The following is a 22904-nucleotide window of genomic DNA, read 5'->3' as shown; positions in this document are numbered from 1 at the left end:
GGCCTTCGCTAGTCCCTCAGCAACAGGGCACGCACCAAAGGACGAGGACCGACCGGCCGAAGCATTGTGCTTGCGGGACGAGGCCGCACCCGCTGCGGCCACCAGAACCAGCGCCCCAGCAGTGCAGCGATCGACGGCGTCATGAATGCACGCACGATCAGGGTGTCGAACAACAATCCCATACCGATGGTGGTGCCCACTTGACTGATGCTGAGGAGGTCGCTGACCACCATGGACCCCATGGTGAACGCGAACACCAGACCCGCGGCCGTCACCACCTTGCCGGTACCTGCCATCGCCCGGACGATGCCGGTATTCAGGCCGGCGTGTAACTCCTCTTTCATTCGGGACACGAGCAGCAGGTTGTAGTCCGATCCCACCGCCAACAGCAGGATCACCGACATCGCGAGCACGACCCAGTGGATTTGAATTCCCAGAAGGTACTGCCAGACGAGCACAGACAACCCGAACGACGCGCCCAGCGATAGCGCCACAGTTCCCACGATGATCAGCGCGGCGACAAAGCTGCGGGTCACGATCATCATGATGATGAAGATGAGGCACAGAGCAGCGATGCCGGCGATCATCAAGTCGTAGCGGGAGCCGTCCACCAAGTCCTTGACCATCGCCGACGTGCCGGCGAGGTAGATCTTGGAGTCCTCCAGCGGAGTGCCCTTCAGCGCCTCTTCGGCGGCGGTCTTGATCGGGTCGACCCTCGAAATGCCCTCAGGGGTCGCCGGATCGCCCCGCTGCGTGATGAGCATGCGCGCTGCCTTGCCGTCCGGCGACAAAAAGACTTTGAGGATGCGCTGAAAGTCCTTGTTGTTCAATACATCCGGCGGCAGATAGAACGAGTCGTCGTTGTTGGCGGCGTCGAAGGCCTTGCCCATCGCCGTCGCGTCCTTCGTCGACTCGTCCATCTGGTCGAAGATCCCGGACATGGTGCTGTGCATCGTCAGGATCATGGTCCGCGAGCTCTGCATGATGTCGATCATCGGCGGGAACTGGGCGAGCATCTGAGGCAGCAGCCTGTCGAGTTCATCCAGGTTCTTGACGAGATCCTGCATTTTGTCGTTGATCTCGTCGACACCGTCGATCGAGTCGAAGATTGCCTTCAGCGACCAGCAGATGGGGATGTCGTAGCAGTGCTGTTCCCAATAGAAGTAATTGCGGATCGGCCGCCAGAAGTCGTCGAAGTCGGCAATGTGGTCGCGCAATTCCCCGGTGATTTCCTGCAGCTCGTGGGTCTGGCCCACCATCCGGTGCGTCGTGTCGTTCATCTGCTGCATCAAGGAATACATGCGCTGCATGACGCTGATGGTCGTCGACATCTCGTCGGCCTGCTTGAGCAGATCCTTCATGCGGCTCTTCTGGAACGGCAGATTCAACCGCTGGCTGGCCTGAGAAATGCTGAGCATGAACGGAATCGACGTGTGCGCGATCGGTGTGCCCTCCGGGCGGGTGATCGCCTGCACACTCGAAATACCCGGGACCGCGAAGACCGCCTTGGCTAATTTGTTCAGCACCAAGAAGTCGGTCGGATTGCGCATGTCGTGATCGCTCTCGATCAGCAAGATGTCCGGCGTCGACATCCGCGACTGCGGGAAATGACGCGCGGCTGCGGCAAGCCCGAGGTTGGCCGGGATGTCTTTCGGGATGAACTTCTGATCGCTGTAGCTCGGGTTGTATCCCGGCAGCGTCAACAGACCGATCAGCGCGACTGCCATCGTCGCTGCGAAAATCGGTCCCGGCCAGCGGACGATCGCCGTGCCGATGCGCCGCCATCCCCTGGTTTTGATCAGCCGCTTGGGGTCGAAGAGCCCGAAGCGGCTGCCCGCAGCCATGACTGCCGGAATCAACGTCAGAGCCACCGCAACCGCGACGAGCATGCCCACAGCGCCCGGCACACCCAGCGGCTGGAAATAAGGCAGGCGAGTGAAGCTGAGGCAGAAGATGGCTCCAGCGATGGTTAAACCAGAAGCGAGAACAACTTTCGCGACGCCACTGTAGGCGGTGTAGTAGGCGGTCTCCCGATCCTCACCGGCTTGCCGAGCCTCCTGATAGCGGCCGGCGAAGAAGATCCCGTAGTCGGTTCCGGCCGCGATCCCGATGGACACCAAGAGATTGACGACGTATGTGGTGAGACCGACGATCTCGTGGTCGCCGAGGAAGGCGACTATTCCTCGGGCTACTTGAAGCTGAATGCCCACCATCAGCAGGAGCACGATCACCGAAAGGAATGACCGGAAGACGATGAGCAGCATGATGAAGATGACCGCGAACGTGACGGCCGTGATGAGAACGACAGTCCTGTTGCCGCTCTTGCCCATATCGGCCACCACGGGGGCGGGGCCGGTGACATAGGCCTTGAGGCCGGCCGGCGGCGGCGTGCTGTCGACGACGTGGCGGACGAATTCGACGGAATCGTTGCCCAGTGCCGAGCCCAAATTGCCGGCGAGGTTCAACTGGACGTAGGCCGCTTTACCGTCGGCACTTTGTGCCGCGCCTGCGGTGAGCGGATCCCCCCAGAAATCCTGGATGTGCTGCACGTGTTTCGGGTCGTCGCGCAGCTGACGAATCAAGTCGTTGTAGTACTGATGTGCTTCGTCGCCCAGCGGTTGGTCGCTTTCGAGAACCAGCACCGCGACGCTCTGCGAATTCGACTCCTGGAAGTCCTCGCCCATGCGCTTCATCGCCTTGTACGACGGCGCGTCTGAAGGACTCAGCGATACCGAATGCTCGCGTTCGACCTGCTCCAGAGGCGGGACGCCGACCGTCACGACGACGGCCACGCCCAGCCAGGCCAAGATGATCAGCAGCGAAAGCCGGTGGATGTTGCGCGCGAAGAACGGCCGCCGGATGGGCTCCGTGTTTCGATCTCTCATGCGGACTTCAACAGGCAGAAGGTGAGGGCGTTCACGTCGTTTGAGATCCTCTCGGCTTTCACCTCGCCGTCGACGACGATGCGGCAGCCGATGCTGTCGCTGTCGCCCTGGGCCACGAGACTTCCAGCCGCTGACGCTTTAGTGATCTCGAACTGCAACGACCATGGCAGAGGCACTCCCTGGATGTGTTGGGGTTCAGCCTCGGCGTCGAAGTAGCTGATGTCGGCCACCGTTCCGGGGGCGCCGAAAACCTCATACGTCAGCTTTTTGGGGTTGAAAGGTTTGGTGTCGTTGATCTTGGTGTCTGCGTACGACGGGCGCTTCTCAGAGCCGAAGATTCCGTGCAGCCGGGACACCGTAAATCCGCCGGCGGCGATCACCACCAGCGCCAGCAGCGGAATCCACAGCCGCCTCAGTACCCGGAAAATCGTGACTCCCCTCCGCCCGTTCCAGCCACCCGGTGCAAAATCAGCCGCTCAACCATTTGTCACTCGCGTCGGCCGCGACAGCCGACGGCCGCACATGGTATGCGCTGGGCGTCGCCGGCTAGCCGTGCGGCGGCACCTCAGACCTGCGGCGCCTCGGGAGCGCAACCCGATCTTGAACAGTAAACCATGCCGCTTACCTCCATATTGGGCCGTTCCCAACGTGATATGGGATCGCAATACGCACCGCGTGCGTACAGGCACGGTACGGATCGGCGGCATCACCCGCAAATCACACGATGCTGTGGCTCGAGTGGCGGAAAAGTGTACAGTCCGGCCCCCCAGCCGGAACGAGATGACGCGGCAACTAATTCATGACAAACATGAACAAGCAGGTGAGAGGACGCGATGACGGCAGGGGCGGGGTTGCCGTGCGCAGCGCGCCACCATCACCGGTCACCGTGGAGGTGGTGGTCGGTTCGGGCGTGGACGAGCGCATCCAGCGAACAGCTCCCGGCACACCCTCAGTGACGACGGCGTGGAACCGGCCGAATCCTGTTGCGACACCTGCCGATCACCTCTCGAAGGCCCCCTGAAACCCGACCACGGCACTGGTTGGTTAACCGGCGTTTGCCGATCTTGATGCACCGCTTAGCTTCGATGGCTAGAGTCGATGCGGTCAGCTAGAGGGAGGGAGTTCCGAATGATCAAGCGTTCGCTGACTGGACTGGCTATCGGGGTGGGCAGTCTGGCAATCGCGCTCACCGGCGCGGCAGGGACCGCGTCCGCGGACCCGGATTTGGGTCCGGTGGTCAACACGACGTGCACGTATCCGCAATGGGTAGCGGCACTCAACGCGCAGGATGCCACTGCGGCCGCGTACTTCAACTCGTCGCGCAAGCTGCAGTCGGGTCTGCGGCAATTCCTGGCCGCGCCGCCGGATCAACGCCAAAAGATGGCTGAGAACATGATGAACGCGCCGGCGAACCGGCCGTACATCGGCATGCTGCAGCAGGTCTTCAATACCTGCAACAACTACTGAGCGACTCGCGCGAAGGCCTGGACCGACTGGCCACGAGAAAATCGGTCCAGGCCTTCAGCCGTTGATAAGGCGTCTAGCCCGCGACCGATTCCGACGGCTCGGTGTACGGCGCACCAAAATGTGGCACGGAGTGCGCACCGTGGCGGCGCGCAGCTTCTGCACCACGGCGCAGCAGATTTCCCAGCGCCGCGAACGTCGCCTGGTCGAAGACCATGGGGGTAAGCAGCCGGTTGTGCACGAAACCAAACGACATCCCCGTGCTGGGATCTGCCCAGCCGATCGACCCACCGAGCCCGGCATGCCCGAAGCCCGGCAGCACACCGGGGATCGGCACGGAGTGGTAGCCCAGGTGCCAAGCGAGCGGCACAACGATGTTGAGATCGGGCCGCAGGCTCGGCCGGCCAGCCAGGCCGCGCACCACATCTGCTGACAGATAACGCATTCCGTCGATCCGTCCGCAGTTGGCGATCGCGCCGTACATCTTCGCCAGCCCCCGCGCGGTCGCTACCCCGTTGACAGAAGGGATTTCGCCGTCGAGGAATGGAATATCGCCCTGCACAAAGGATTTCGCGCCGGGGAAGTACATCGCCCCAAAGCCGCCGGAGAACCACAATGCGGCGTACTTGGGTGCGATCAGATTGAACAGTGGGTTGGCGCGCGTGCTCTGTGGCGCGAGGATCTGCGCAGTCCGGGTCGGCGAATGTGCGGGCGGCCGACCCAAATGCAACCCGTCGATGTTGAGGGGGCGGGCTACTTCGGACCGAATGAGTTCGCGCATGCCGACGCCGGTGACCGCGCGCGCCAGCCCGGAAACCAGCCAGCCGTAAGTGATTGCGTGATAGGCAGGATGGCCCAGGAGACGCGTCACATGCGCGGCCGCCATCCGTGCTTCCATCGCGACGTGGTCCAGCAGTTCGGTCTTGCTGACTCCGTTGAGGTGCGACAGACCGGCGCGGTGACCCATCAGGTCACGGACCGTGATCGCGTGCTTGCCGTTCACCCCGAATTCGGGCCAGTACGCAGCCACCGGCACGTCGTAGCTGAGCAGTCCCCTGTCGACGAGCCGGTGGATCACGGTCGCGGCCACGCCTTTGGTGGCCGAAAACACCATCGCACCGGTGTCGGCGGTCCACCGCTGCTTTCCGCGCCGGTCGGAGTACCCCGTCCATACGTCGACCACCGGTCGGCCGTCGAGATACACCGCCAGCGCGCCGCCACCGAACCGGCGGCCCGGAAACAGCTTCGAGAACAACCGGATCGCACACGCGAAGTGGGGATCGGCGGCGCCCTGCACCCCGTGGGGCAAGCCACTGTCGATCAGATGCAGCTGAGGGCGCGTCACAGGCTAATAATGACCCTTTAGCTGCCCAAACAAACCCATTGTTATGGTTCCGTTAACCTACGGCTGCGAGGCGGTGTCCAGGATGCGCTGCGCACCCAGCGCGGCCGTCAACTCGCCGTCGCGGACCTGCCGCTCGACGTCGCCGCGAATGTCTTTCACCGCCGGGTTCGACAGCACTCTGTCCAGCACCGCGTCGCGCACCATTGACCACATCCAATCCACTTGCTGCTGGCGGCGTTTCGCCTCGAACTCGCCGGCCTCGGTCAGCACGTCGCGGTGTCGCAGCACCGTGTCCCACAGCTCGTGAAGACCGGTACCCTCCAGCGCGCTCATGGTCAGCACCGGTGGCCGCCACAGGGTGTCGCGCGGGTAGATCAACCGGATCGCCATCGTCAGTTCGCGAGCGGCCGACTTCGCTTCGGTGGCATGCTCACCGTCGGCCTTGTTCACCACCACGATGTCGGCGAGTTCCAGCACGCCTTTCTTGATGCCCTGCAACTGATCTCCGGTGCGCGCCAGCGTCAGGAACACGAAGCAGTCCACCATGTTGGCCACCGCGACTTCGGACTGCCCGACGCCGACGGTTTCCACCAGGATCACGTCGAAACCGGCGGCCTCCAACAGCACGATGGTTTCGCGGGTGGCTTTCGCGACGCCGCCCAGCGTTCCCGACGTCGGCGACGGACGCACGTAAGCATCGGGATGCACTGCGAGGCGGGCCATCCGGGTCTTGTCGCCGAGGATCGAGCCTCCGGTGCGCGTCGACGACGGGTCGACCGCGAGCACGGCGACGCGGTGGCCTTGCTCGATCAGCATCATGCCGAGCGCTTCGATCGCCGTCGACTTGCCCACGCCCGGTACCCCGGTGATGCCGACGTGTAGCGCGCTTCCGGCGTGCGGTAGCAGCGTCAGCAGCAATTGCTGGGCTTGCTCGCGGTGGTCGGGCCGCGTCGACTCGACAAGCGTGATCGCCCGGGACAGCTCGGTGCGGTCGCCGGCGCGGATCGCCTCGGCGAGCCGATCGGTCGTTTCGGCCATCAGTCCAGGCTGTAGCCGAGCCGCTCGGCGAGCTTGCGCAGCAGCCCGATCGCGGCGTCGGAGATCACGGTTCCCGGCGGGAATATCGCCGTCGCCCCGGCGGCATAGAGTGCGTCGAAATCGTCGGGCGGAATCACTCCGCCCACCACGATCATGATGTCGGGCCGGCCGACGTCGGCGAGCGCGTCGCGCAGCGCCGGAACCAATGTCAGGTGTCCGGCGGCCAGCGACGACACACCGATCACATGGACGTCGTTGTCGGCGGCCTGGCGCGCCACCTCCTCGGGCGTGGAGAACAACGAGCCGACATCCACGTCGAACCCGATGTCCGCGAACGCCGTTGCGATCACCTTCTGCCCGCGGTCGTGGCCGTCCTGGCCCATCTTGGCGACCAGGATGCGCGGTCGGCGGCCGTCGGCTTCGGCGAATTTCTCGACGAGCTCGGTGGCGGACGAAATAGCGGTCCCCTTTCCGATCTCGTCGCGGTAGACGCCCGAAATCGTACGAATCTCGGCCTGGTGGCGGCCATACACCTTCTCGAGCGCGTCGGAGATCTCGCCGACGGTGGCCTTGGCCCGGGCGGCGTTGATGGACAACTCCAGCAGATTGCCATCGTTTTCGGCGGCGGCCCGCGTCAACTCCGCGAGTGCGGCCTCGACGCGATCCTGGTCCCGCTCGGCGCGCAGCTGTTGCAGCTTGGCCAACTGCTCGGCGCGCACCTTGGTGTTGTCCACCTTGAGCACCTCGATCGCCGGATCTTCGTCGACCCGATACTTGTTCACGCCGATCACCGGCTGCTGCCCGGAGTCGATGCGGGCCTGCGTGCGGGCAGCGGCCTCCTCGATCCGCAGCTTGGGAATGCCGTCGCTGATCGCTTGGGCCATGCCGCCGTGCTCAGCCACCTCGCGCAGGTGCGCACGCGCCTGCTGCGCCAGTTGATGGGTGAGCCACTCCACGAAATACGAACCGCCCCAAGGGTCTATCGGCCGCGTCGTCCCGGATTCCTGCTGCAGCAGCAGCTGAGTATTGCGTGCGATACGAGCGGAGAAATCGGTGGGCAGGGCCAGCGCTTCGTCGAGGGCGTTGGTGTGCAAGGACTGCGTGTGCCCCTGCGTGGCGGCCATCGCCTCGACGCAGGTGCGCGCGACGTTGTTGAACGGATCCTGCGCGGTCAACGACCAGCCGGAGGTTTGCGAATGTGTGCGCAGCGAAAGCGATTTCGGGTTCTTGGGATTGAACTCGGAGACCAGCTCGCTCCAGAGCAGCCGGCCGGCGCGCAGCTTGGCCACTTCCATGAAGAAGTTCATGCCGATGCCCCAGAAGAACGACAGCCGCGGCGCGAACTGGTCGATGTGGAGTCCGGCGTCCAGCCCTGCCTTGATGTACTCGACCCCGTCGGCCAGTGTGTACGCGAGCTCGAGATCGGCGGTGGCTCCGGCTTCTTGGATGTGGTAACCCGAAATCGAGATCGAGTTGAACTTCGGCATCTTCGCGCTGGTGTAGGCGAAGATGTCGGAGATGATCCGCATCGACGGCTTCGGCGGGTAGATGTAGGTGTTGCGGACCATGAACTCTTTGAGGATGTCGTTCTGGATGGTCCCGGCCAGCTTCTCCGGCGGCACCCCCTGCTCCTCGGCGGCCACCACGTAGAGCGCGAGAATCGGCAGCACGGCACCGTTCATGGTCATCGACACCGACACCGAAGCCAAGTCGATCCCGTCGAACAGCTGCCGCATGTCGAGGATGGAATCGATTGCGACACCGGCCATCCCGACATCGCCCTGCACCCGGGGGTGGTCGGAGTCGTAGCCGCGGTGGGTGGCCAGGTCGAAGGCGACCGACAGACCTTTCTGCCCGGCAGCCAGGTTGCGCCGGTAGAACGCGTTCGATTCCGCTGCGGTGGAGAACCCCGCATACTGGCGGATAGTCCACGGCTGGTTGACGTACATGGTCGGATACGGCCCCCGCAGGTACGGCGCTTCACCGGGAAAGCTGTTGAGCGGATAGCCTTCCGCGGATGCGGCGGCCCGGTCGGCGGCGGTGTAGACCGGTTTGACGACGATGCCTTCCGGTGTGTGCCAATGCAATTGGTCCGGGCTGTACCCGTGTGCGCTGGCCGCGGCGGCGACGTGTGCGGCCACGTCGGCTGCGGTCGGCGGAGTCGCCACCTCGTCGCCGTGCAGCGGGATGTCGGCGAAGCTGGCGATTACGGAGACGTCTGAAGTAGTCATCGGTCCTCACGCCCCCAATCGGCTGAGCAGGTTCGACAGGGCATCGACCGCATCGATCGTCGCGGTCAGATATGCGTCGGGCTGATGGGCCTGGTCCACATCCGCGACGGCCTTTTGCGGACCGGCCAGATAAACGGTCGTGATCCCGGCCGCGTGCGCCGCCTCCACCGCGCCGGCCACCTCGGAGCCGTACCGCTTGTCGGTGCCGCAGATGATCGCGATGTCAGGGCGGCCAGCCTGCTCGACGGCCGAGGGAATCGTGGCAGCATCCAGCGGGCCGGGGTTGACGGCCTCGATTCCGCCGGACGCCAACAGGTTGGTGGCGAAGGTGGCGCGGACGTTGTGTTCGGCCAGCGGTCCGAGCGGCAGCAACAGCACGCGCGGCCGGTGTCCCGTGCGCTGGAGATAGGCATCCGATCGGTCCCGCAACGCCTCGAAATAGGCGGCGTACCGGTGTAGTCCGGTGTCGGCGATTTCCCCGGCCTGCGGCAGCGGCGCCTCGGCAAGGTTGGGGTACTCGTTGACCCCGGTGATTTTGGCGCGTCGGTGCGCGACGTCGTCGGTGCGCTTTTTACGCAGCCGGTCGAGCTCGTCTGCGACGAAGTCGCGAGCTTCGGTGAAGCCGCCGCGCGCCTCGATCGCCTGGAAGTGGTCCCACGCCTGTTGCGCCAGTGCTTCAGTGAGGTCTTCGACGTACCACGAGCCGCCCGCCGGATCGAGCACGTGTCCGATGTTGGATTCTTCGAGCAGCAACAGCTGGGTGTTGCGTGCGATGCGCCGCGAGAAGCCGGGACTCATGCCCGGCGCGCCGCCCGGGATCGCGACGTCGAATGGATGCACCAAAACCGTGTCGGCGCCGCCGATTCCGGCCGCGAACGCCGCAACGGTGGTGCGGAGCATGTTCACCCAGGGGTCGCGCTGAGTCATCATCGGCAGCGAAGTGACGGCGTGCATGGTCGCCGCGCCGGCGCCCGGGGCGCCGACGACTTCGGCCACGCGAGCCCAAAGTTGGCGTGCTGCACGGAATTTCGCGATCGTCATGAACTGGTCGTCGTCCGCGGCGAACCGGAAGCTGATTTGGCGTAGAGCATGTGCGGCGGTGACCGACGACAGTGACCTCAGGTACGCCACGCCGGCGGCGATGCCGGCGCCCAGCTCCCACGACGCGCCGGCGCCGAGGTTGTGAAACGCAGGACCGTCGACCGTGACCGTCCGCACCGCTCCCCGATAGCCGCCCGCTCGAGAGGCGACCGCAACCACGTCGTCGAGGCTCGGCGCCGCGCGCCCGCTCAGCGGCGCGGTCAGCGGGTCGGCACCCAGGTCGACCGACAGCATCGCGTACTTGTCCTCGTCCAGTTGCTCAGCCATCGCGAGCACCGCCTCGGCGGCACTCACAAAGTCGGCACCGGCGTCGAGCACGATTGGCACCAACTCGAGGAACACACCCTCCAGAGCGTCGCCGAGCGAGCCCGGTGCGATGGCGCCGTCACCGACGCGCAGCACCAGCGCGCTGACCCCTTCGGTCAGCGACAGCAGCACCGCACCGTTGAGGTCGCTGACGCCGGTCTCCCCCGGCGGCGGGAAGGTCTCGGCGACCTTCCAGCCGGTGTTGACGTCACGCAGCGCGTCGGCGCCGCGAACGAACGGCCAGCGCCCCGGCAACGGATGCTCGGAGCGGGCGTCGAGCGCGGTGTAGAGCGCCCGGATGGAAAAGCCTTCGTACGTGGGTGTGTCGAGCAGGCGTTCCGGCTCGGGGGGCAGACCGGACTTGTGGGTTTTCGCCAGCACGCCGGCCACTGCCGAGCGCCAACGCTGACGAGCCTGCTCTACTTCGGAGGGGTCGACGCTGGCTTCGATAGACACGTGTTCAGGCTAAGCCAGCATCAACGACGTGTTCACCAAGGGGCCGTACTCTCGGTAGCCATGAAGATCGGCGGAGCGCTGCGTGACCTGCGCAGACTCAACTCCGCTATGGTCGCCGCGGCTCAGCAGGTGCCCCGCCGGCGCATCGTCGCGATGGCGGCCGCCGTTGTGATCTTGGTCGCACTGTGGTTCTTCACCCCGATGCCGACGGCCGTGCAGGTGCGCGACTGGGCGACATCGGCCGGTGCCTGGGTTCCACTGGTGTTCTTCGCCACCCACGTGCTCGTCACGGTCTTGCCGTTTCCCCGAACCGCTTTCACGCTCGCAGCGGGTCTGCTGTTCGGCACCGCGCTGGGAGTCACCTTGGCGGTGCTGGCCAGCACCGCCAGCGCGGTGATCGCGTTGATTGTGGTGCGGGCGACGGGCTGGCGACTGGACCGCTTGGTCAGCCATCCGGCGATAGAGACTGTCGACGCGCGGCTGCGCGGCCGAGGCTGGCCGGTGGTGTTCTCGCTGCGGTTGATTCCCGCCGTTCCGTTCTCGGTGATCAACTACGCCGCGGGCATGTCGGCGGTGCGACTGCTGCCGTACACGCTGGCGACGCTGATCGGACTGATGCCCGGGACGCTCGCGATCGTCGTGCTGGGCGATGCCGTCACCGGGCGGGTCAACCCGGTGCTCGTCGTCGTGTCGGTGGTGACCGCGTGCGTCGGCATCGCCGGGCTGGCATACGAGGTGCGGGCACATCGGCGCAGAGCCGTCGACTCGGCCGCCTAGGGTCGGTCGGGACCTTTCACCGTCATCGCCGCGAACGTCACCAGGAACGTGGCCGCCGGAATCGCGTTGTAGAAGCGGTCGCGGGCGCGCACATGCGCGCCGACGGCGAGGACGAAGTACAGCGTCAGCATCGCGGTGGTGAGCCTGGCCAGCCACGGAAACCGCAACACCGATGCCAGCCCAATCGCCGACGCAGCCTTCGCGACAGGCAGGACCCAGCGGATGCCTTCCGGAACGCCGAGCTGATCGAGGAGCTTCGCAATCGGCGGCAGCGGGATTGCGCACGCTACGGCGTCGCCGGCCTGGAACGCGGCGAGTGCGACGTAGGTCTTGGTCGAGGTGAGCGTGCTCATCAGCTGGTCAGCGACGGTGGAGTAGTGGGTCCGGCCACCGGTTTGCGCGCGTCGGCCTCGGCTGCGGCCACCGCCTGCGCGATCGCCGGGTCGGTTTCGGTGTTGAACCAGTCGGCGACTTCGCCCGAATCGTCATCGGGCGCGGCATGTTTGGCGTCGTCGTCCGGCGAGGGCTGATACCGGAACACCCCATCCTCGCCCGGCGCTCCCAGCAGTTTGGTGAATCCCTGTAGCGCAGATCCGAAGTCGCTGGGCACAATCCACACCTTGTTCGCCTCGCCCTTCGCCATCTGCGGCAGCGTCTGCAGGTACTGGTAGGCCAGCAGCTCGGGAGTGGGCCGGCCGGACTTGATCGCTGCGAACACCTTCTCGATCGCCTTGGCCTGGCCCTGAGCTTGCAGGTACTGTGCCGCGCGCTCGCCTTGCGCCCGCAACATCCGGGACTGCCGGTCAGCCTCGGCCGCGAGGATCGCCGCCTGCTTGGCCCCTTCGGCTGCCAGGATCTGCGCCTGCTTCTGTCCCTCCGCCTGCTTGATCGACGACTCGCGCACACCTTCGGCGTTGAGGATCATCGCGCGCTTCTCGCGGTCGGCGCGCATCTGCTTTTCCATCGAGTCCTGGATCGACGGCGGCGGGTCGATGCTGCGCAACTCGACGCGTGCGACTCGCAGTCCCCACCGGCCGGTGGCCTCGTCGAGCACCCCACGCAGCTGCGCGTTGATCTGGTCGCGCGACGTCAGCGTCTGCTCCAGCGTCATGCCGCCGACCACGTTGCGCAACGTGGTGGTGGTGAGCTGCTCGACGCCGACGATGTAGTTGCTGATCTGGTACACCGCAGCCTGCGGATTGGTCACCTGGAAGTAGACGACAGTGTCGATGTTGACGGTCAAGTTGTCTTCGGTGATCACCGGCTGCGGCGGAAAAGAGACCACGCGCTCGCGCAGGTCCACTCGCGCGCGGATCCGGTCGATGAACGGCAGCAGCAGCGTCAGCTGACCGGACACGGTCTTGCTGTAACGGCCCAGCCGTTCGATCACCGCGGCCTCGGCCTGCGGTATCAGCGCAACGGATTTCGCGACGATGATGATCGCCAGGATCACCAGCACGCCCAGCAGCACCAGCCCGGCGACGGCACCTTCCATGAGGGTTCCTTCCTGCTTTTCCAGGTCTAGTCGATCTTGGAGACGACCGCGGTGGCTCCGTCGATGTGTACGACGGTCACGTGGTCACCCGGTTCGTAGACGTCGCTCTCGTTGAGCGGCCGGGCGGTCCACACCTGGCCGTCGAGCTTGACCTGACCCTCGTGCCGCGCCACGCGGTCGAGGACGAGCGCGCTTTTGCCCTCCAGCTCCTTCATGGGCTCCGGCAGCCCCTTGCCGGTGCTGAGGTGTCGGCGCAATGCGGGCCGGACACCGACGAGCAGCAGAACCGACACCACAAGGAACACGACGCCGTCGGCCCAGACCGGCCAGTCGAACACCGCACTGGCTCCTGCCGCCGCAAGCGCACCGCCGCCGAGCATCAACAAGAACAGATCGCCGGTCAAAGCCTCCGCGCCCGCCAGCGCCAGCGCGACGATCAGCCAGATCAGCGCCACAGGCATGACGCCAGCCTAACGCGAAACCAGCCCGCTCCGCGGCGAACTATTACACTCGGCGGTCATGTGGTGCCCGAGTGTCTCGCTGTCGGTGTGGGCCAATGCCTGGCTCGCCGGCTCGGCTGCGCCAGACGACGTTCTGGATGCGCTAAGCCTTTGGGCGCCAAGGCATTTGGTCGCTGCGTACGATTCGGTCACCGCCGGGCACACCGGGTTGCCGTGGCCGGATGTGGACGATGCCAGCGTGGTCACGTTGTTGCAGACGCTGCGCACGACCGCGCGTCGGACCGGCCCCTCCGACGGGTCCATCCGCGTCGTGCTTCCCGTACCCGGAGACGTGCGCGGGCTGACCGCCGGAACACAATTCCAGCGCGACGCGCTGGCCGCCGGGGAGGCCATCGTGGTGGCGGGCGAACCTGGCAGCGCCATCGGGCTCGTCCCGGAATTCGACTACGGCGACGACGGTTACGAGGCCGGTGACGACTGCCCGCGGGCTGTGCTGTGGACGGTCTACTGCCTGTCGGAGGTGCCGCCGGCGGAGCATCCAGATCTCGGCGAAGCCGAATACGCATTGCGTAACGCGGTGCGCTCGGCTGCCGAAGCGTTCGGCGCGATCCGGCCGGGTTACGCGGTCGCCGACCCCCGCGGCATGGTCGAGCAGCTGCTGGAATCCGCGCATGCGCACCGCGTGCCCGACGGCGCGCCCTCGCGTGCGCTGCGTGTGCTGGAGAACGCCGCACGTGTCGATGCAATCCTTGCGGTGAGCTCCGAGGCGCAGATCGTCAGCGACGTGTTCACGCCGCTGTCTGCGGTGGTGCGGTCCGCGCGGTTGGCTGCGGTCAACGCGATCCTGCACTCGGCCTGGCGCCGCTGACTTCCCCTGCCTTCTTTCCGCGAGGGTGCGTGTCTGCGCACCGACACGCGGGGGGAACGCGGACAACTGCGCACGCTCGCCGAGCCGGAGGTCCGGGTCACGACGCTCACCCTTCACCGGTCAGGTGCACGCAGCGGTACAAGGAGCGCCGTTCACCGAAAATCCTTGCACCGCAGGCATATCGACGGCCGGCACGCGAGCTGGCTCTCGGCCACGGCGTAGCTCGTCGATCAAATCCACGGCGAGGCGGGCGAATCGGCGATCCGCATTCGGCGTGGTCGCGCGGGCGAATGCGATACCCAATGACTGGGCCTGCTCGCGTAATTCGTGGTCTAGGTCCCACACCACTTCGATGTGGTCGGCGACGAAACCGATCGGGCACACGATCACCGCCGCGGTGCCACGGGCAGCCAGTGCGCTCACATGGTCGGCAATATCGGGTTCCAGCCACGGCACCTGCGGCGGCCCGGAGCGTGATTGCCACACCTGGTCGTAGTCGTCGTATCCGGCGGCGGCTGCTACCAGTGCAGACGCATGTGCGACTTGACGTGCATACAGGTTCTCTCCGCATTTGTCTTGCGCCGCAGAGGGAATCGAATGCGCAGTGAACACCAGCCGCGCGCCGGCCGGCACAGTCTGCGCAGCGGCAGCGATTCCGTCGGCGAACATCTCCACCAGAAGCGGGTGGTCGTAGTAGTGGCGCAGCTTCACCAGTTCCGGGGCGTCGGCGCCGACGACGGCGCGTGCCCGCGCAATATCCTCGAGATACTGCCGGCAGCTGGAGTACCCGCCCCAGGCAGACGTCGCGAACACCGCAGCGCGCCGCACGCCGTCGTCGCGCATCCTGGCGACGGTGTCCTCCACGAACGGCTGCCAGTTTCGGTTACCGAAATACACCGGCAGCCGCTCGCCGCGGTCGGCGAGCTCTGCGCGGATCTGCTCGATCAGCGCACGGTTGATCCCGTTGATCGGCGACACTCCACCGAAATGCAGGTAGTGCTGGGCGACGGCGTCGAGCCGCTCGGGCGGCACACCACGGCCGCGGGTGACGTTCTCCAAGAACGGGCGCACCTGCTCCGGCCCTTCCGGGCCGCCGAACGACAGCAGAAGCAGAGCGTCGAAGTCGTTGCGGCTCAACTCAAAGCAACTGCGTGCTGGCGCCGCCGTCGGCGTAGATGACCGTCCCGGTGGTGGCGGGCAGCCAGTCGGACAGCACCGCGCACACCGTCTTGGCCACGGGCGTCGGGTCTTTCATGTCCCAGCCGATCGGGGCACGCTGGTCCCAGCCTTCTTCGAGCAGCTGCATCTGGGCACCGGCCTCTTCGCCGAGTGCACCACCGACGATCGCACTCATCGCCAACGTCCGAATTGGCCCTGCCGCAACGAGATTGGACCGTACGCCGTGCGGGCCGGCTTCGCGTGCGACGAAGCGGTTGACCGACTCAAGCGCGCTCTTGGCGACGGTCATCCAGTTGTAGGCGGGCATCGCCCGGCTGGGGTCGAAGTCCATGCCGACGATCGACCCGCCGTGATTCATGATCGGCAGCAGTGCTTTGGCAAGCGAGGCATACGAATACGCCGAGATGTGAATGCCTTTGGCGACGTCTTCGAACGGCGCGTCGAAGAACGGGTTGATGCCCATCCCGGATTGCGGCATGAAACCGATCGAGTGGACCACCCCGTCGAGCTTGTTGCCCGCGCCGATCACCTCGGTGACTCGGTCGGCGAGCGTGTCGAGGTGCTCGTTGTTCTGCACGTCGAGCTCCAGCAGCGGCGGCTTCTGAGGCAGCCGATCGAGGATGCGCTCGATGAGCCGCAACCGATCGAAGCCGGTGCACACCAGCTCGGCGCCGGCTTCCTGCGCCACCTTCGCAATGTGGAAGGCGATCGACGAGTCAGTGATGATCCCGGTGACCAGGATCCGTTTGCCTTCGAGCAGCGTCATATCCGTCCTCTCAGTGGCCCATGCCCATGCCGCCGTCGACCGGGATCACCGCGCCGGCGATGTAGCTGGCATCTTCGGACGCCAGGAAGCTGACCACGCCCGCCACCTCCTCGGCCGTGCCGACACGCTTGGCCGGGATGAAATCGAGCGCGCCCTGCTGAATCCGCTCATCGAGCGCTCGGGTCATCTCGGTGTCGATGTATCCCGGGGCGACGACATTCGCGGTGACGTTGGCTTTCGACAGCTCACGGGAGATCGACCGGGCCATCCCGATCAGGCCGGCCTTGGACGCCGCATAGTTGGCCTGGTTGCCGATGCCCCAAGTGCCCGAGACCGAGCCCATGAAGATCATCCGCCCGAACCGCTTGCGCTGCATGCTGCGCGAGGCCCGCTGGGCCACCCGAAACGCCCCGGTCAGGTTGGCGTCGATCACCTTCTGGAACTTCTCGACCGTCATCCGCATGAGAAATGCATCCGCGGCGATGCCGGCGTTCGCGACGAGCACCTCGACGGCGCCCTGATGCTCTTCGACCTCTTTGAAGGCGCGGTCGACGGCGTCGTTGTCGGTGACGTCACATTCGACGGCGAACAGGTCCTCGTCGGGCACACCAGAGCCGCGGTGGGTGACGGCGACCTTGTGCCCGTCGGCGGCGAGCCGCCGCGCGACAGCCAACCCGATACCCCGGTTTCCGCCGGTCACCAGCACCGAGCGGGACATGAACGGCGGGCGCCCGCCGGTAGCAGCGGCCGCGTTGTCGGCAACAGCAGTGTCCGTCATGCCCGTCAACTTAACGTGTCGGCCGCTTCAGCCCGAAATCGCCGGTGCAAAGACGCCGAGACGGTAACTGCCGCGCGAAAGTTCGAGTGCGGGCCTCGCGGAATACCGTTTCGGCGCGCAGCGCGGGCGCATGGCGAACGCACGTGGCGAGCGGGGCCGCTCAGGTGGGCAGCCGACGATTGATCAGCAGAGCCGCGACCGCAGCACAGGCCAGAACCAGCGAGCCGAGCCGCAGCCACCCGGTGCTGGCGTCACCCTTGATGGTTTCGTAGCCGATCTGCTGCTGCAGCGTCGAGTACACGTTCTTCAGCTCCGACAGGCTGCCCGCGTTGTACGACTCGCCGCCGGACAATTCGGCGATCTTGCGCAGCGTCTCGTCGTCGACGGGCACGGGCTGGCGCTGGTCGTTGATCTCGACGTAGCCGTACGGGGTGCCGAACGAAATCGTGGAGATCGGCACACCCTGGTCCTTGGCTGTGCGGGCCGCGGTGTAGGCGCCTTTCGGGTTGTCCGGGTTGGACGGCACCGTTTCCTTGCCGTCGGACAGCAGCACGATCCGCGCCGGCGGTGGCGTGTCCCCGCCACCGATCACCGCGCCGACGGTGGCGATCGCTTGCAGCGCGGTGAAGATGCCTTCACCCGTGGCGGTGCGGTCGGCGAGCTGCAGCTTGTCGATCGCGCGTTTGGTGGAGTCGCGGTTGGTTGTCGGTGACACCAGCACCGTCGCGGTGCCGGCATAGGCGATCAGCCCGAGGTTGATGCCGGGGGTCAGCTCGTCGGCGAACTGCTTGGCGGCGTCCTGTGCGGCGGCCAGTCGACTGGGCGGAACGTCGGTGGCCCGCATGGACTGTGACACGTCGATCACCAGCATCACCACTGCGCGGTTGCGGGGGATGCGCACATCCTGGGTGGGTCCGGCCATCGCGATCGTGAACAGCAGCAGCGACGTGACCAACAGGATCGCCGGTAGGTGCCGCCACCGGTTAGGACGTTGGGGCGCAACACTTTCCAGGAGCTCCATGTTCGCGAAACGCAACACCCGGCGTTTGCGGGCCAACTGCGCCACGACGTAGAGCGCCACCAGCGCAACGACGACGAGCAGGAACAGAAACCACCACTTGTGCTCGAATCCGCTCAGCGTCATCGGACCTAGCAGCGGAACGTTCATGCGGATCCGCTTCTGGTCAATGCGCAGCGTGTCATTACACCGATGTCAGTACGCAGTGTCATTTCAGGTCTGTCATTTCAGCTGTGTCATTTCAGTCGTGTGGTTCGGTCGCGCTACGACCGTCCCGCCAGGGCACCCTTGCGCCGATTGGTGACGAACCGCACCACGTCGGCAATCCAGTCGCGGTCCGTGCGCAGCGACAGCAACGGCGCGCCGCAGCGGCGCAGCGTGCGGGCCACTTCGGCGCGGTGCGCCGCTGCGGCTTTCTCGAAGTCCTCACGCAACTTGGCGTCGATGGTGAATTCCCGTACCACGCCGGTTTCGGCATCCTGCAAGACCACGTCGCCGACGTCGGGCAGTTCGACGTCGCGGGGGTCGAGCACCTCGATGCCCAGCACTTCGTGGCGGCCGGCGATTGCGCGCAGCGGCCGCATCCAGTTGATCGGTCCGAGGAAGTCGCTGATGATCACCGCCATCCCCCGGCGCCGCTCGGGGCGGCGCAGGTCGTCGATGGCGCCGGCGAGGTCGCCGCGCACCCCGACCGGGGCCTGCGGTGAGGTGGCGATCGCGCGCAGCAGTGTCTGCTCGTGCATCCGGCCAGAAAGCGCTGGCACCCGAATGATGTTCTGCCCGTTGGCAATCAGCGCGCCGAGCCGGTTACCGCCCCCGCTGTTGAGGAATGCGATCGCCGCAGCGGCGGCCACGGCCAGGTCACGCTTCTCGCATCCGGTGGTGCCGAAGTCCAGGCTGGCCGACATGTCGACGACCAGCCAGGTTTCCAGCTCGCGGTCGGCGATCATCTCGCGCACATGGGGCTGGGTGGTGCGCGCGGTCACCGACCAATCCATCCGGCGTACGTCGTCACCGGGCTGGTAGAGCCGCGACTCGCCCGGCTCGCTGCCCGGTCCCGGAATCAGGCCGAGGTGATCTCCGTGCAGTACACCGTCGAGCTTTCGCCTGACCGTGAGCTCGAGCTTGCGCAGCGCCGCCGACAGCTCGGGATCACGAATCTGCCCGCGCTGCAAGGACGGCAGGTCGACGGTCCGACCGGCGGACGGACTCACCGACCGCTAGCCGCTGCCGCCGCGGCCGGCACCACCGGGTGCACTGAATGTCCTTGCTGCGGAACAGCATTCACCTGCGGCAGAGCGACCGTTTGCAGGATCCGGGTGATCACCGTCTCCGGGGAGATCTCGTCGGCAAGGGCGTCGTAGGTGAGCACCAGCCGGTGACGCAGCACGTCGGGAATGATCTCGATGACGTCTTGCGGGATCACGTAGTCGCGGCCACGCACCAACGCCAGCGCGCGGGCGCCGGCGATGATCCCCAGCGACGCGCGCGGCGAGGCACCATAGGCGATCCAGGCCTTGGCGTCGGGCATGCCGAACTGATCCGGGCGCCGGGTGGCGGTGACGACGCGCACGACGTAGTCGACGAGCGCGTGATGGACGAACGTGTTCGCCGCGACGTCCTGCAACCGCAGCAGATCACCAGGCGCCAGGATCTGCTTGGGCTCGGGCGGCTTGACGCCCATCCGGTAAATGATCTCGCGCTCTTCCTCGGGCGACGGGTAGTCGATGTTGATCTTGAACAGGAAGCGGTCCCGCTGCGCCTCGGGCAGCGCGTACACGCCTTCCTGCTCGATCGGGTTCTGGGTAGCCATGACCAGAAACGGGTTGGGCATGGGGAACGTTCTGCCGCCGATCGAGATCTTCCGCTCGGCCATCACCTCCAGCAGCGCGGACTGAACCTTGGCCGGGGCGCGGTTGATCTCGTCGGCCAGCAGGAAGTTCGCGACCACTGGGCCGAGCTCGATGTCGAACTCCTCCTTGCCCTGCCGGTAGATGCGGGTGCCGACGATGTCCGTGGGCACCAGGTCGGGAGTGAACTGAATACGGGCGAAGGTGCCGCCGACCACCCGGGCGAACGTCTCCACGGCCAGCGTCTTGGCGACGCCCGGCACACCTTCGAGCAACACGTGGCCTTTGGCCAGCAGGCCCACCAGCATCCGCTCGACGAGCTGGTCTTGGCCGACGATGATTCGCTTGACTTCGTAGACGGCCCGCTCCAGGGTGTGCACCTCCGAGGACAGCCCGCCGTTGCGCTCGGGCGGCGGTCCGCCGGCGGGAGGGGTCTGCGCACCCGGGTAGCCCGGTCCCGACGCACCCGGCCCGGAAAGGCTTCCGGCGCCCTGCGGCGGCCCACCTGGTGACGTCATCAAGATCCTCCCGAGCTGTCGATAGACCGATGTCCTCGTCAACTATTCCAGGCGTGCCGACATCCGTCGACGTAGGTTGCCTGCCAACCGGCTGGGTGTGTCAGCTCAGCTCTCGATGATTCGGGTGACAAACGGCGTCATGCCCGCTGTGCGCACCGGGCTGATCGTCACCTTGCCAGCCACCGATGACGCTTCGAGCATCTGGCCGTTGCCGAGGTACATCGTCACGTGCTGCGCACCGCCGGGCCCGTAGAAGATCAAATCACCACGCTTGGCCTGTGACGGCGGAATGTGCCGCCCGGCGTTGTACTGGTCCCCGGAGAATCGTGGAATCAACACGCCCACTCCCGCGAACGCGTAGCGCATCAGCCCGGAGCAGTCGAACCCGACGGTGCCCGCGCCGTCGTCGACCCCGGCGCTGGGTCCGGTGAGGCTGCCGCCACCCCACGAGTACGGCACTCCTATTTGCGAGCCGGCGCGCCTGATCACGTACTCGACAGCCTGCGGCCCGTACACGCGCCCGGATGGCGAGGTGGCGGCGGTCGGGTTGTTGGGCAGCAGTCCCAGGCTGCCGAGGAATTTCCGGCCGAGGTCCATGGTCGTCTGCGCGGCCTGGGCGCTGGCCTGCAGTGACGCGTTGGCGATCGCGACCGGGTCACCGGGCGCTCCGGCGCTGATGGCCTGCGGCAGCGTCGGATCCCAGGCGTCAGGTTCGGCGGCCGCCGGTGCTGCGAACGCGATCAGCAAGGGCGCCAGGATGACGCCGACGATCCGCAGCCGTCGTGTTGGACGCAAGAACTCTTCCCTCCTGGTCAGTATTCGATGTAGCGGACCACGTACGGCGTCATGCCGCTGGTGCGCACGGGCGAGACCTTGACCGGCACGCCGCTTTGCTGGGCTTCGAGCATCTGGCCGTTGCCCAGGTAGATGGTCACGTGCTGGCTGCCGCCCGGGCCGTAGAAGATGACGTCGCCGCGGCGCATCTGAGCCGCGGGGATCTTGCGGCCCATGTCGTATTGGGCGCCGGAGTAATGCGGCAATTTGATACCGACGCCGGCGAACGAGTACAAGACCAGTCCCGAGCAGTCGAAGCCTGTGATGTTCTCGTCGCCGTCGATGCCGGGGCTGGGTCCGGCCGCATTGCCTCCGCCCCACGAGTACGGCACCCCGATCTGCGACATGCCGCGGCGGATCACGTACTCGGAGGCCTGCTGGCCGTAGACCCGCGGAATTCGCCCGTTGGTGATGCCGGGATCGGGCTGATTGGGCTTGATGATGCCCATCTTGATCAGGAAGTTCCGCCCTAGATTCGCCGTGACCTGCGACGACGTAGCCGAGATGCCGAGCACCGCGTTGATGATCGCGATCGGATCACCGCTGACGAACGCGCTCGGGATTGCAGGCAGCGTCGGATCCCACGCCGTTGCGTCCCAGTTACGCGTATTCGCTTGCGGCGCAGGGGTATTCGAGCCCGGCGCGTCCCAGCGATCCCTTGGGCCGGTTGGCGGCGCCGGGCCGAGAGCGGCCTGCGGAGGTTGCGGGGTCCGGCCGGCCGACGTTGACCACACGGCCCGGGCCGCGTCGAGCTTGGCCTGGGCGGCGTTGCGCTCGGCGGCCAGCTTGTCGACTTCGGCCTTCTGGGCGCCGAACTGCTTCTGCGCGTCGGTCAGCGCGGCCACTGCGTCGTCCTGGGCGCGCTTCGCGTCAGCAGCAGCCTGATCCGCCTTCTGCTGGGCCGCCCTTGCCGCCGATTCCTTGTTCACCTGCTCAGTGCGGGCACGCTGCAAATCGGTGAGGGTCTGCTTGGCGCTGATCGCGAGCGCCTCCCCCGCCGACGCGGTCGCGATGAAGTCCTCGGGATTGGTCGCCGAGAAATACGACGACGACGGGCCGTTGACGTAAGCCGCGGCGGCGAACGTGTCGAAGCGCTGTTGGGCGGCCGCGATCGCGGTGTTCGCGTCCTCTATTGCGCGCTGGCTGCCCGCCACCTCGGCCTTCGCTGCGTCAGCCCGCTCGCGGGCGGTCTGCACGTCGACGATCGCCTTGTTCACCGCCTCTTGGCGGCTCTGCACTGCCGCGCCGATGTCCTGAAGCTTCTGATTTGCGTCGGCCACCGCTGCGATCAGCGATGCCATTTCGTTGGGCGCAGCCGGGGCGGGATCCGCGGCCGCCAGCCCCGGAGTGGACACCAACAGCCCGACGACCACTGCTGTCGCGCATACCGAGTGGCGGATGCATGTCATGCGACTTCGGTCTCCTATGTCCGTGCCTCTTCGCGCAAGCGCTCGTCAGTGCCGAGTCGACACTCGAATCACTTCAATAACAGAAGTGGACATACGAACCGTACGTCACATTTGACACTGAAGAA

Annotated in this window: 20 protein-coding genes; 3 read left to right on the top strand and 17 right to left on the bottom strand. The window is 66.1% G+C overall.

Features of this window, described 5'->3' with window-relative positions:
• Window positions 1–8: 8 nt before the first annotated feature.
• Together AC5Y4C_RS07325 and AC5Y4C_RS07320 are read right to left on the bottom strand one after the other, a co-directional pair.
• Window positions 9–2885, bottom strand: a complete 2877-nt coding sequence (locus tag AC5Y4C_RS07325) for an MMPL/RND family transporter (RefSeq protein ID WP_499964620.1) — start codon at window positions 2883–2885, stop codon at window positions 9–11.
• Entirely contained in the window at window positions 2882–3301 is a 420-nt protein-coding gene (locus tag AC5Y4C_RS07320; RefSeq protein WP_499910101.1) for an MmpS family transport accessory protein, read from the bottom strand. The genes AC5Y4C_RS07325 and AC5Y4C_RS07320 overlap by 4 nt, the downstream gene beginning before the upstream one ends.
• A 712-nt stretch (window positions 3302–4013) precedes the next feature.
• Here AC5Y4C_RS07320 and AC5Y4C_RS07315 point away from each other — a divergent pair.
• Window positions 4014–4352 (top strand): hemophore-related protein, encoded by a 339-nt coding sequence (locus AC5Y4C_RS07315; RefSeq protein WP_499909878.1) that lies wholly within the window; start codon window positions 4014–4016, stop codon window positions 4350–4352.
• Window positions 4353–4425: 73 nt separating this feature from the next.
• Here the strand turns inward: AC5Y4C_RS07315 and lipL are convergent, their stop codons facing one another.
• Genes lipL through mutA form a run of 4 tightly spaced genes read right to left on the bottom strand, consistent with a single transcriptional unit; the run spans window position 4426 to window position 10826 of the window.
• On the bottom strand, window positions 4426–5694 hold the full coding sequence (gene lipL, locus AC5Y4C_RS07310; protein WP_499964618.1) for an esterase/beta-lactamase LipL: 1269 nt from the start codon (window positions 5692–5694) through the stop codon (window positions 4426–4428).
• A 57-nt stretch (window positions 5695–5751) separates the two neighbouring features.
• Entirely contained in the window at window positions 5752–6732 is a 981-nt protein-coding gene (gene meaB, locus AC5Y4C_RS07305; RefSeq protein WP_499964617.1) for a methylmalonyl Co-A mutase-associated GTPase MeaB, read from the bottom strand.
• Window positions 6732–8963 carry a methylmalonyl-CoA mutase gene (gene scpA / locus AC5Y4C_RS07300; protein WP_499964615.1) on the bottom strand — a complete coding sequence of 744 codons (2232 nt, stop codon included), beginning with the start codon at window positions 8961–8963 and terminating at the stop codon, window positions 6732–6734. Before scpA ends, meaB begins: the two co-directional genes overlap by 1 nt.
• A 6-nt stretch (window positions 8964–8969) precedes the next feature.
• A complete protein-coding gene (gene mutA, locus AC5Y4C_RS07295) occupies window positions 8970–10826 on the bottom strand; it encodes a methylmalonyl-CoA mutase small subunit (protein WP_499964613.1) in 1857 nt (618 codons plus the stop codon).
• Window positions 10827–10886: 60 nt separating this feature from the next.
• Between mutA and AC5Y4C_RS07290 the strand changes: the two genes are divergently transcribed.
• Window positions 10887–11603, top strand: a complete 717-nt coding sequence (locus AC5Y4C_RS07290) for a TVP38/TMEM64 family protein (RefSeq protein WP_499964611.1) — start codon at window positions 10887–10889, stop codon at window positions 11601–11603.
• Here AC5Y4C_RS07290 and AC5Y4C_RS07285 read toward each other — a convergent pair.
• The 3 genes from AC5Y4C_RS07285 to AC5Y4C_RS07275 are packed head-to-tail and all read right to left on the bottom strand — an operon-like array spanning window position 11600 to window position 13559.
• Window positions 11600–11956, bottom strand: a complete 357-nt coding sequence (locus AC5Y4C_RS07285; RefSeq protein ID WP_499913869.1) for a DoxX family protein — start codon at window positions 11954–11956, stop codon at window positions 11600–11602. The two genes, AC5Y4C_RS07290 and AC5Y4C_RS07285, sit on opposite strands and share 4 nt — an antisense overlap.
• On the bottom strand, window positions 11956–13098 hold the full coding sequence (locus AC5Y4C_RS07280) for an SPFH domain-containing protein (RefSeq protein WP_499964609.1): 1143 nt from the start codon (window positions 13096–13098) through the stop codon (window positions 11956–11958). Before AC5Y4C_RS07280 ends, AC5Y4C_RS07285 begins: the two co-directional genes overlap by 1 nt.
• A gap of 26 nt (window positions 13099–13124) precedes the next feature.
• Window positions 13125–13559, bottom strand: coding sequence for an NfeD family protein (locus AC5Y4C_RS07275; RefSeq protein ID WP_499911978.1), 435 nt, complete (start codon window positions 13557–13559; stop codon window positions 13125–13127).
• A 58-nt stretch (window positions 13560–13617) separates the two neighbouring features.
• On the opposite strand from AC5Y4C_RS07275, the gene AC5Y4C_RS07270 reads away from it, so the two are divergent.
• Window positions 13618–14427 carry an Rv1486c family protein gene (locus tag AC5Y4C_RS07270; RefSeq protein ID WP_499964607.1) on the top strand — a complete coding sequence of 270 codons (810 nt, stop codon included), beginning with the start codon at window positions 13618–13620 and terminating at the stop codon, window positions 14425–14427.
• Between the two features lie 120 nt (window positions 14428–14547).
• On the opposite strand, the gene AC5Y4C_RS07265 is transcribed toward AC5Y4C_RS07270, so the two are convergent.
• From AC5Y4C_RS07265 to ripA, 8 genes are all read right to left on the bottom strand, one after another.
• Window positions 14548–15564 carry a ferrochelatase gene (locus tag AC5Y4C_RS07265; protein ID WP_499964605.1) on the bottom strand — a complete coding sequence of 339 codons (1017 nt, stop codon included), beginning with the start codon at window positions 15562–15564 and terminating at the stop codon, window positions 14548–14550.
• Between the two features lies 1 nt (window position 15565).
• Window positions 15566–16372 (bottom strand): NADH-dependent enoyl-ACP reductase InhA, encoded by an 807-nt coding sequence (inhA, locus tag AC5Y4C_RS07260; protein WP_499911969.1) that lies wholly within the window; start codon window positions 16370–16372, stop codon window positions 15566–15568.
• A gap of 10 nt (window positions 16373–16382) precedes the next feature.
• Window positions 16383–17150 (bottom strand): 3-oxoacyl-ACP reductase FabG1, encoded by a 768-nt coding sequence (gene fabG1, locus AC5Y4C_RS07255; protein WP_499964603.1) that lies wholly within the window; start codon window positions 17148–17150, stop codon window positions 16383–16385.
• A gap of 160 nt (window positions 17151–17310) precedes the next feature.
• Window positions 17311–18318, bottom strand: a complete 1008-nt coding sequence (locus tag AC5Y4C_RS07250) for a VWA domain-containing protein (protein ID WP_499911965.1) — start codon at window positions 18316–18318, stop codon at window positions 17311–17313.
• A 113-nt stretch (window positions 18319–18431) separates the two neighbouring features.
• Window positions 18432–19382 carry a DUF58 domain-containing protein gene (locus tag AC5Y4C_RS07245; protein ID WP_499911963.1) on the bottom strand — a complete coding sequence of 317 codons (951 nt, stop codon included), beginning with the start codon at window positions 19380–19382 and terminating at the stop codon, window positions 18432–18434.
• A complete protein-coding gene (gene moxR1, locus AC5Y4C_RS07240; protein ID WP_499964602.1) occupies window positions 19379–20536 on the bottom strand; it encodes a chaperone MoxR1 in 1158 nt (385 codons plus the stop codon). The genes AC5Y4C_RS07245 and moxR1 overlap by 4 nt, the downstream gene beginning before the upstream one ends.
• Before the next feature lie 105 nt (window positions 20537–20641).
• Window positions 20642–21313 (bottom strand): NlpC/P60 family peptidoglycan endopeptidase RipB, encoded by a 672-nt coding sequence (gene ripB, locus AC5Y4C_RS07235; RefSeq protein WP_499912010.1) that lies wholly within the window; start codon window positions 21311–21313, stop codon window positions 20642–20644.
• 35 nt (window positions 21314–21348) lie between these two features.
• Window positions 21349–22779: an NlpC/P60 family peptidoglycan endopeptidase RipA gene (gene ripA, locus AC5Y4C_RS07230; RefSeq protein WP_499964600.1), complete on the bottom strand. Its 1431-nt coding sequence runs from the start codon at window positions 22777–22779 to the stop codon at window positions 21349–21351.
• Window positions 22780–22904 lie beyond the last annotated feature (125 nt).

The sequence above is a fragment of the Mycobacterium sp. NGS35 genome (genome assembly GCF_059812855.1).
This window is presented reverse-complemented; position numbering and strand designations above follow the sequence as displayed.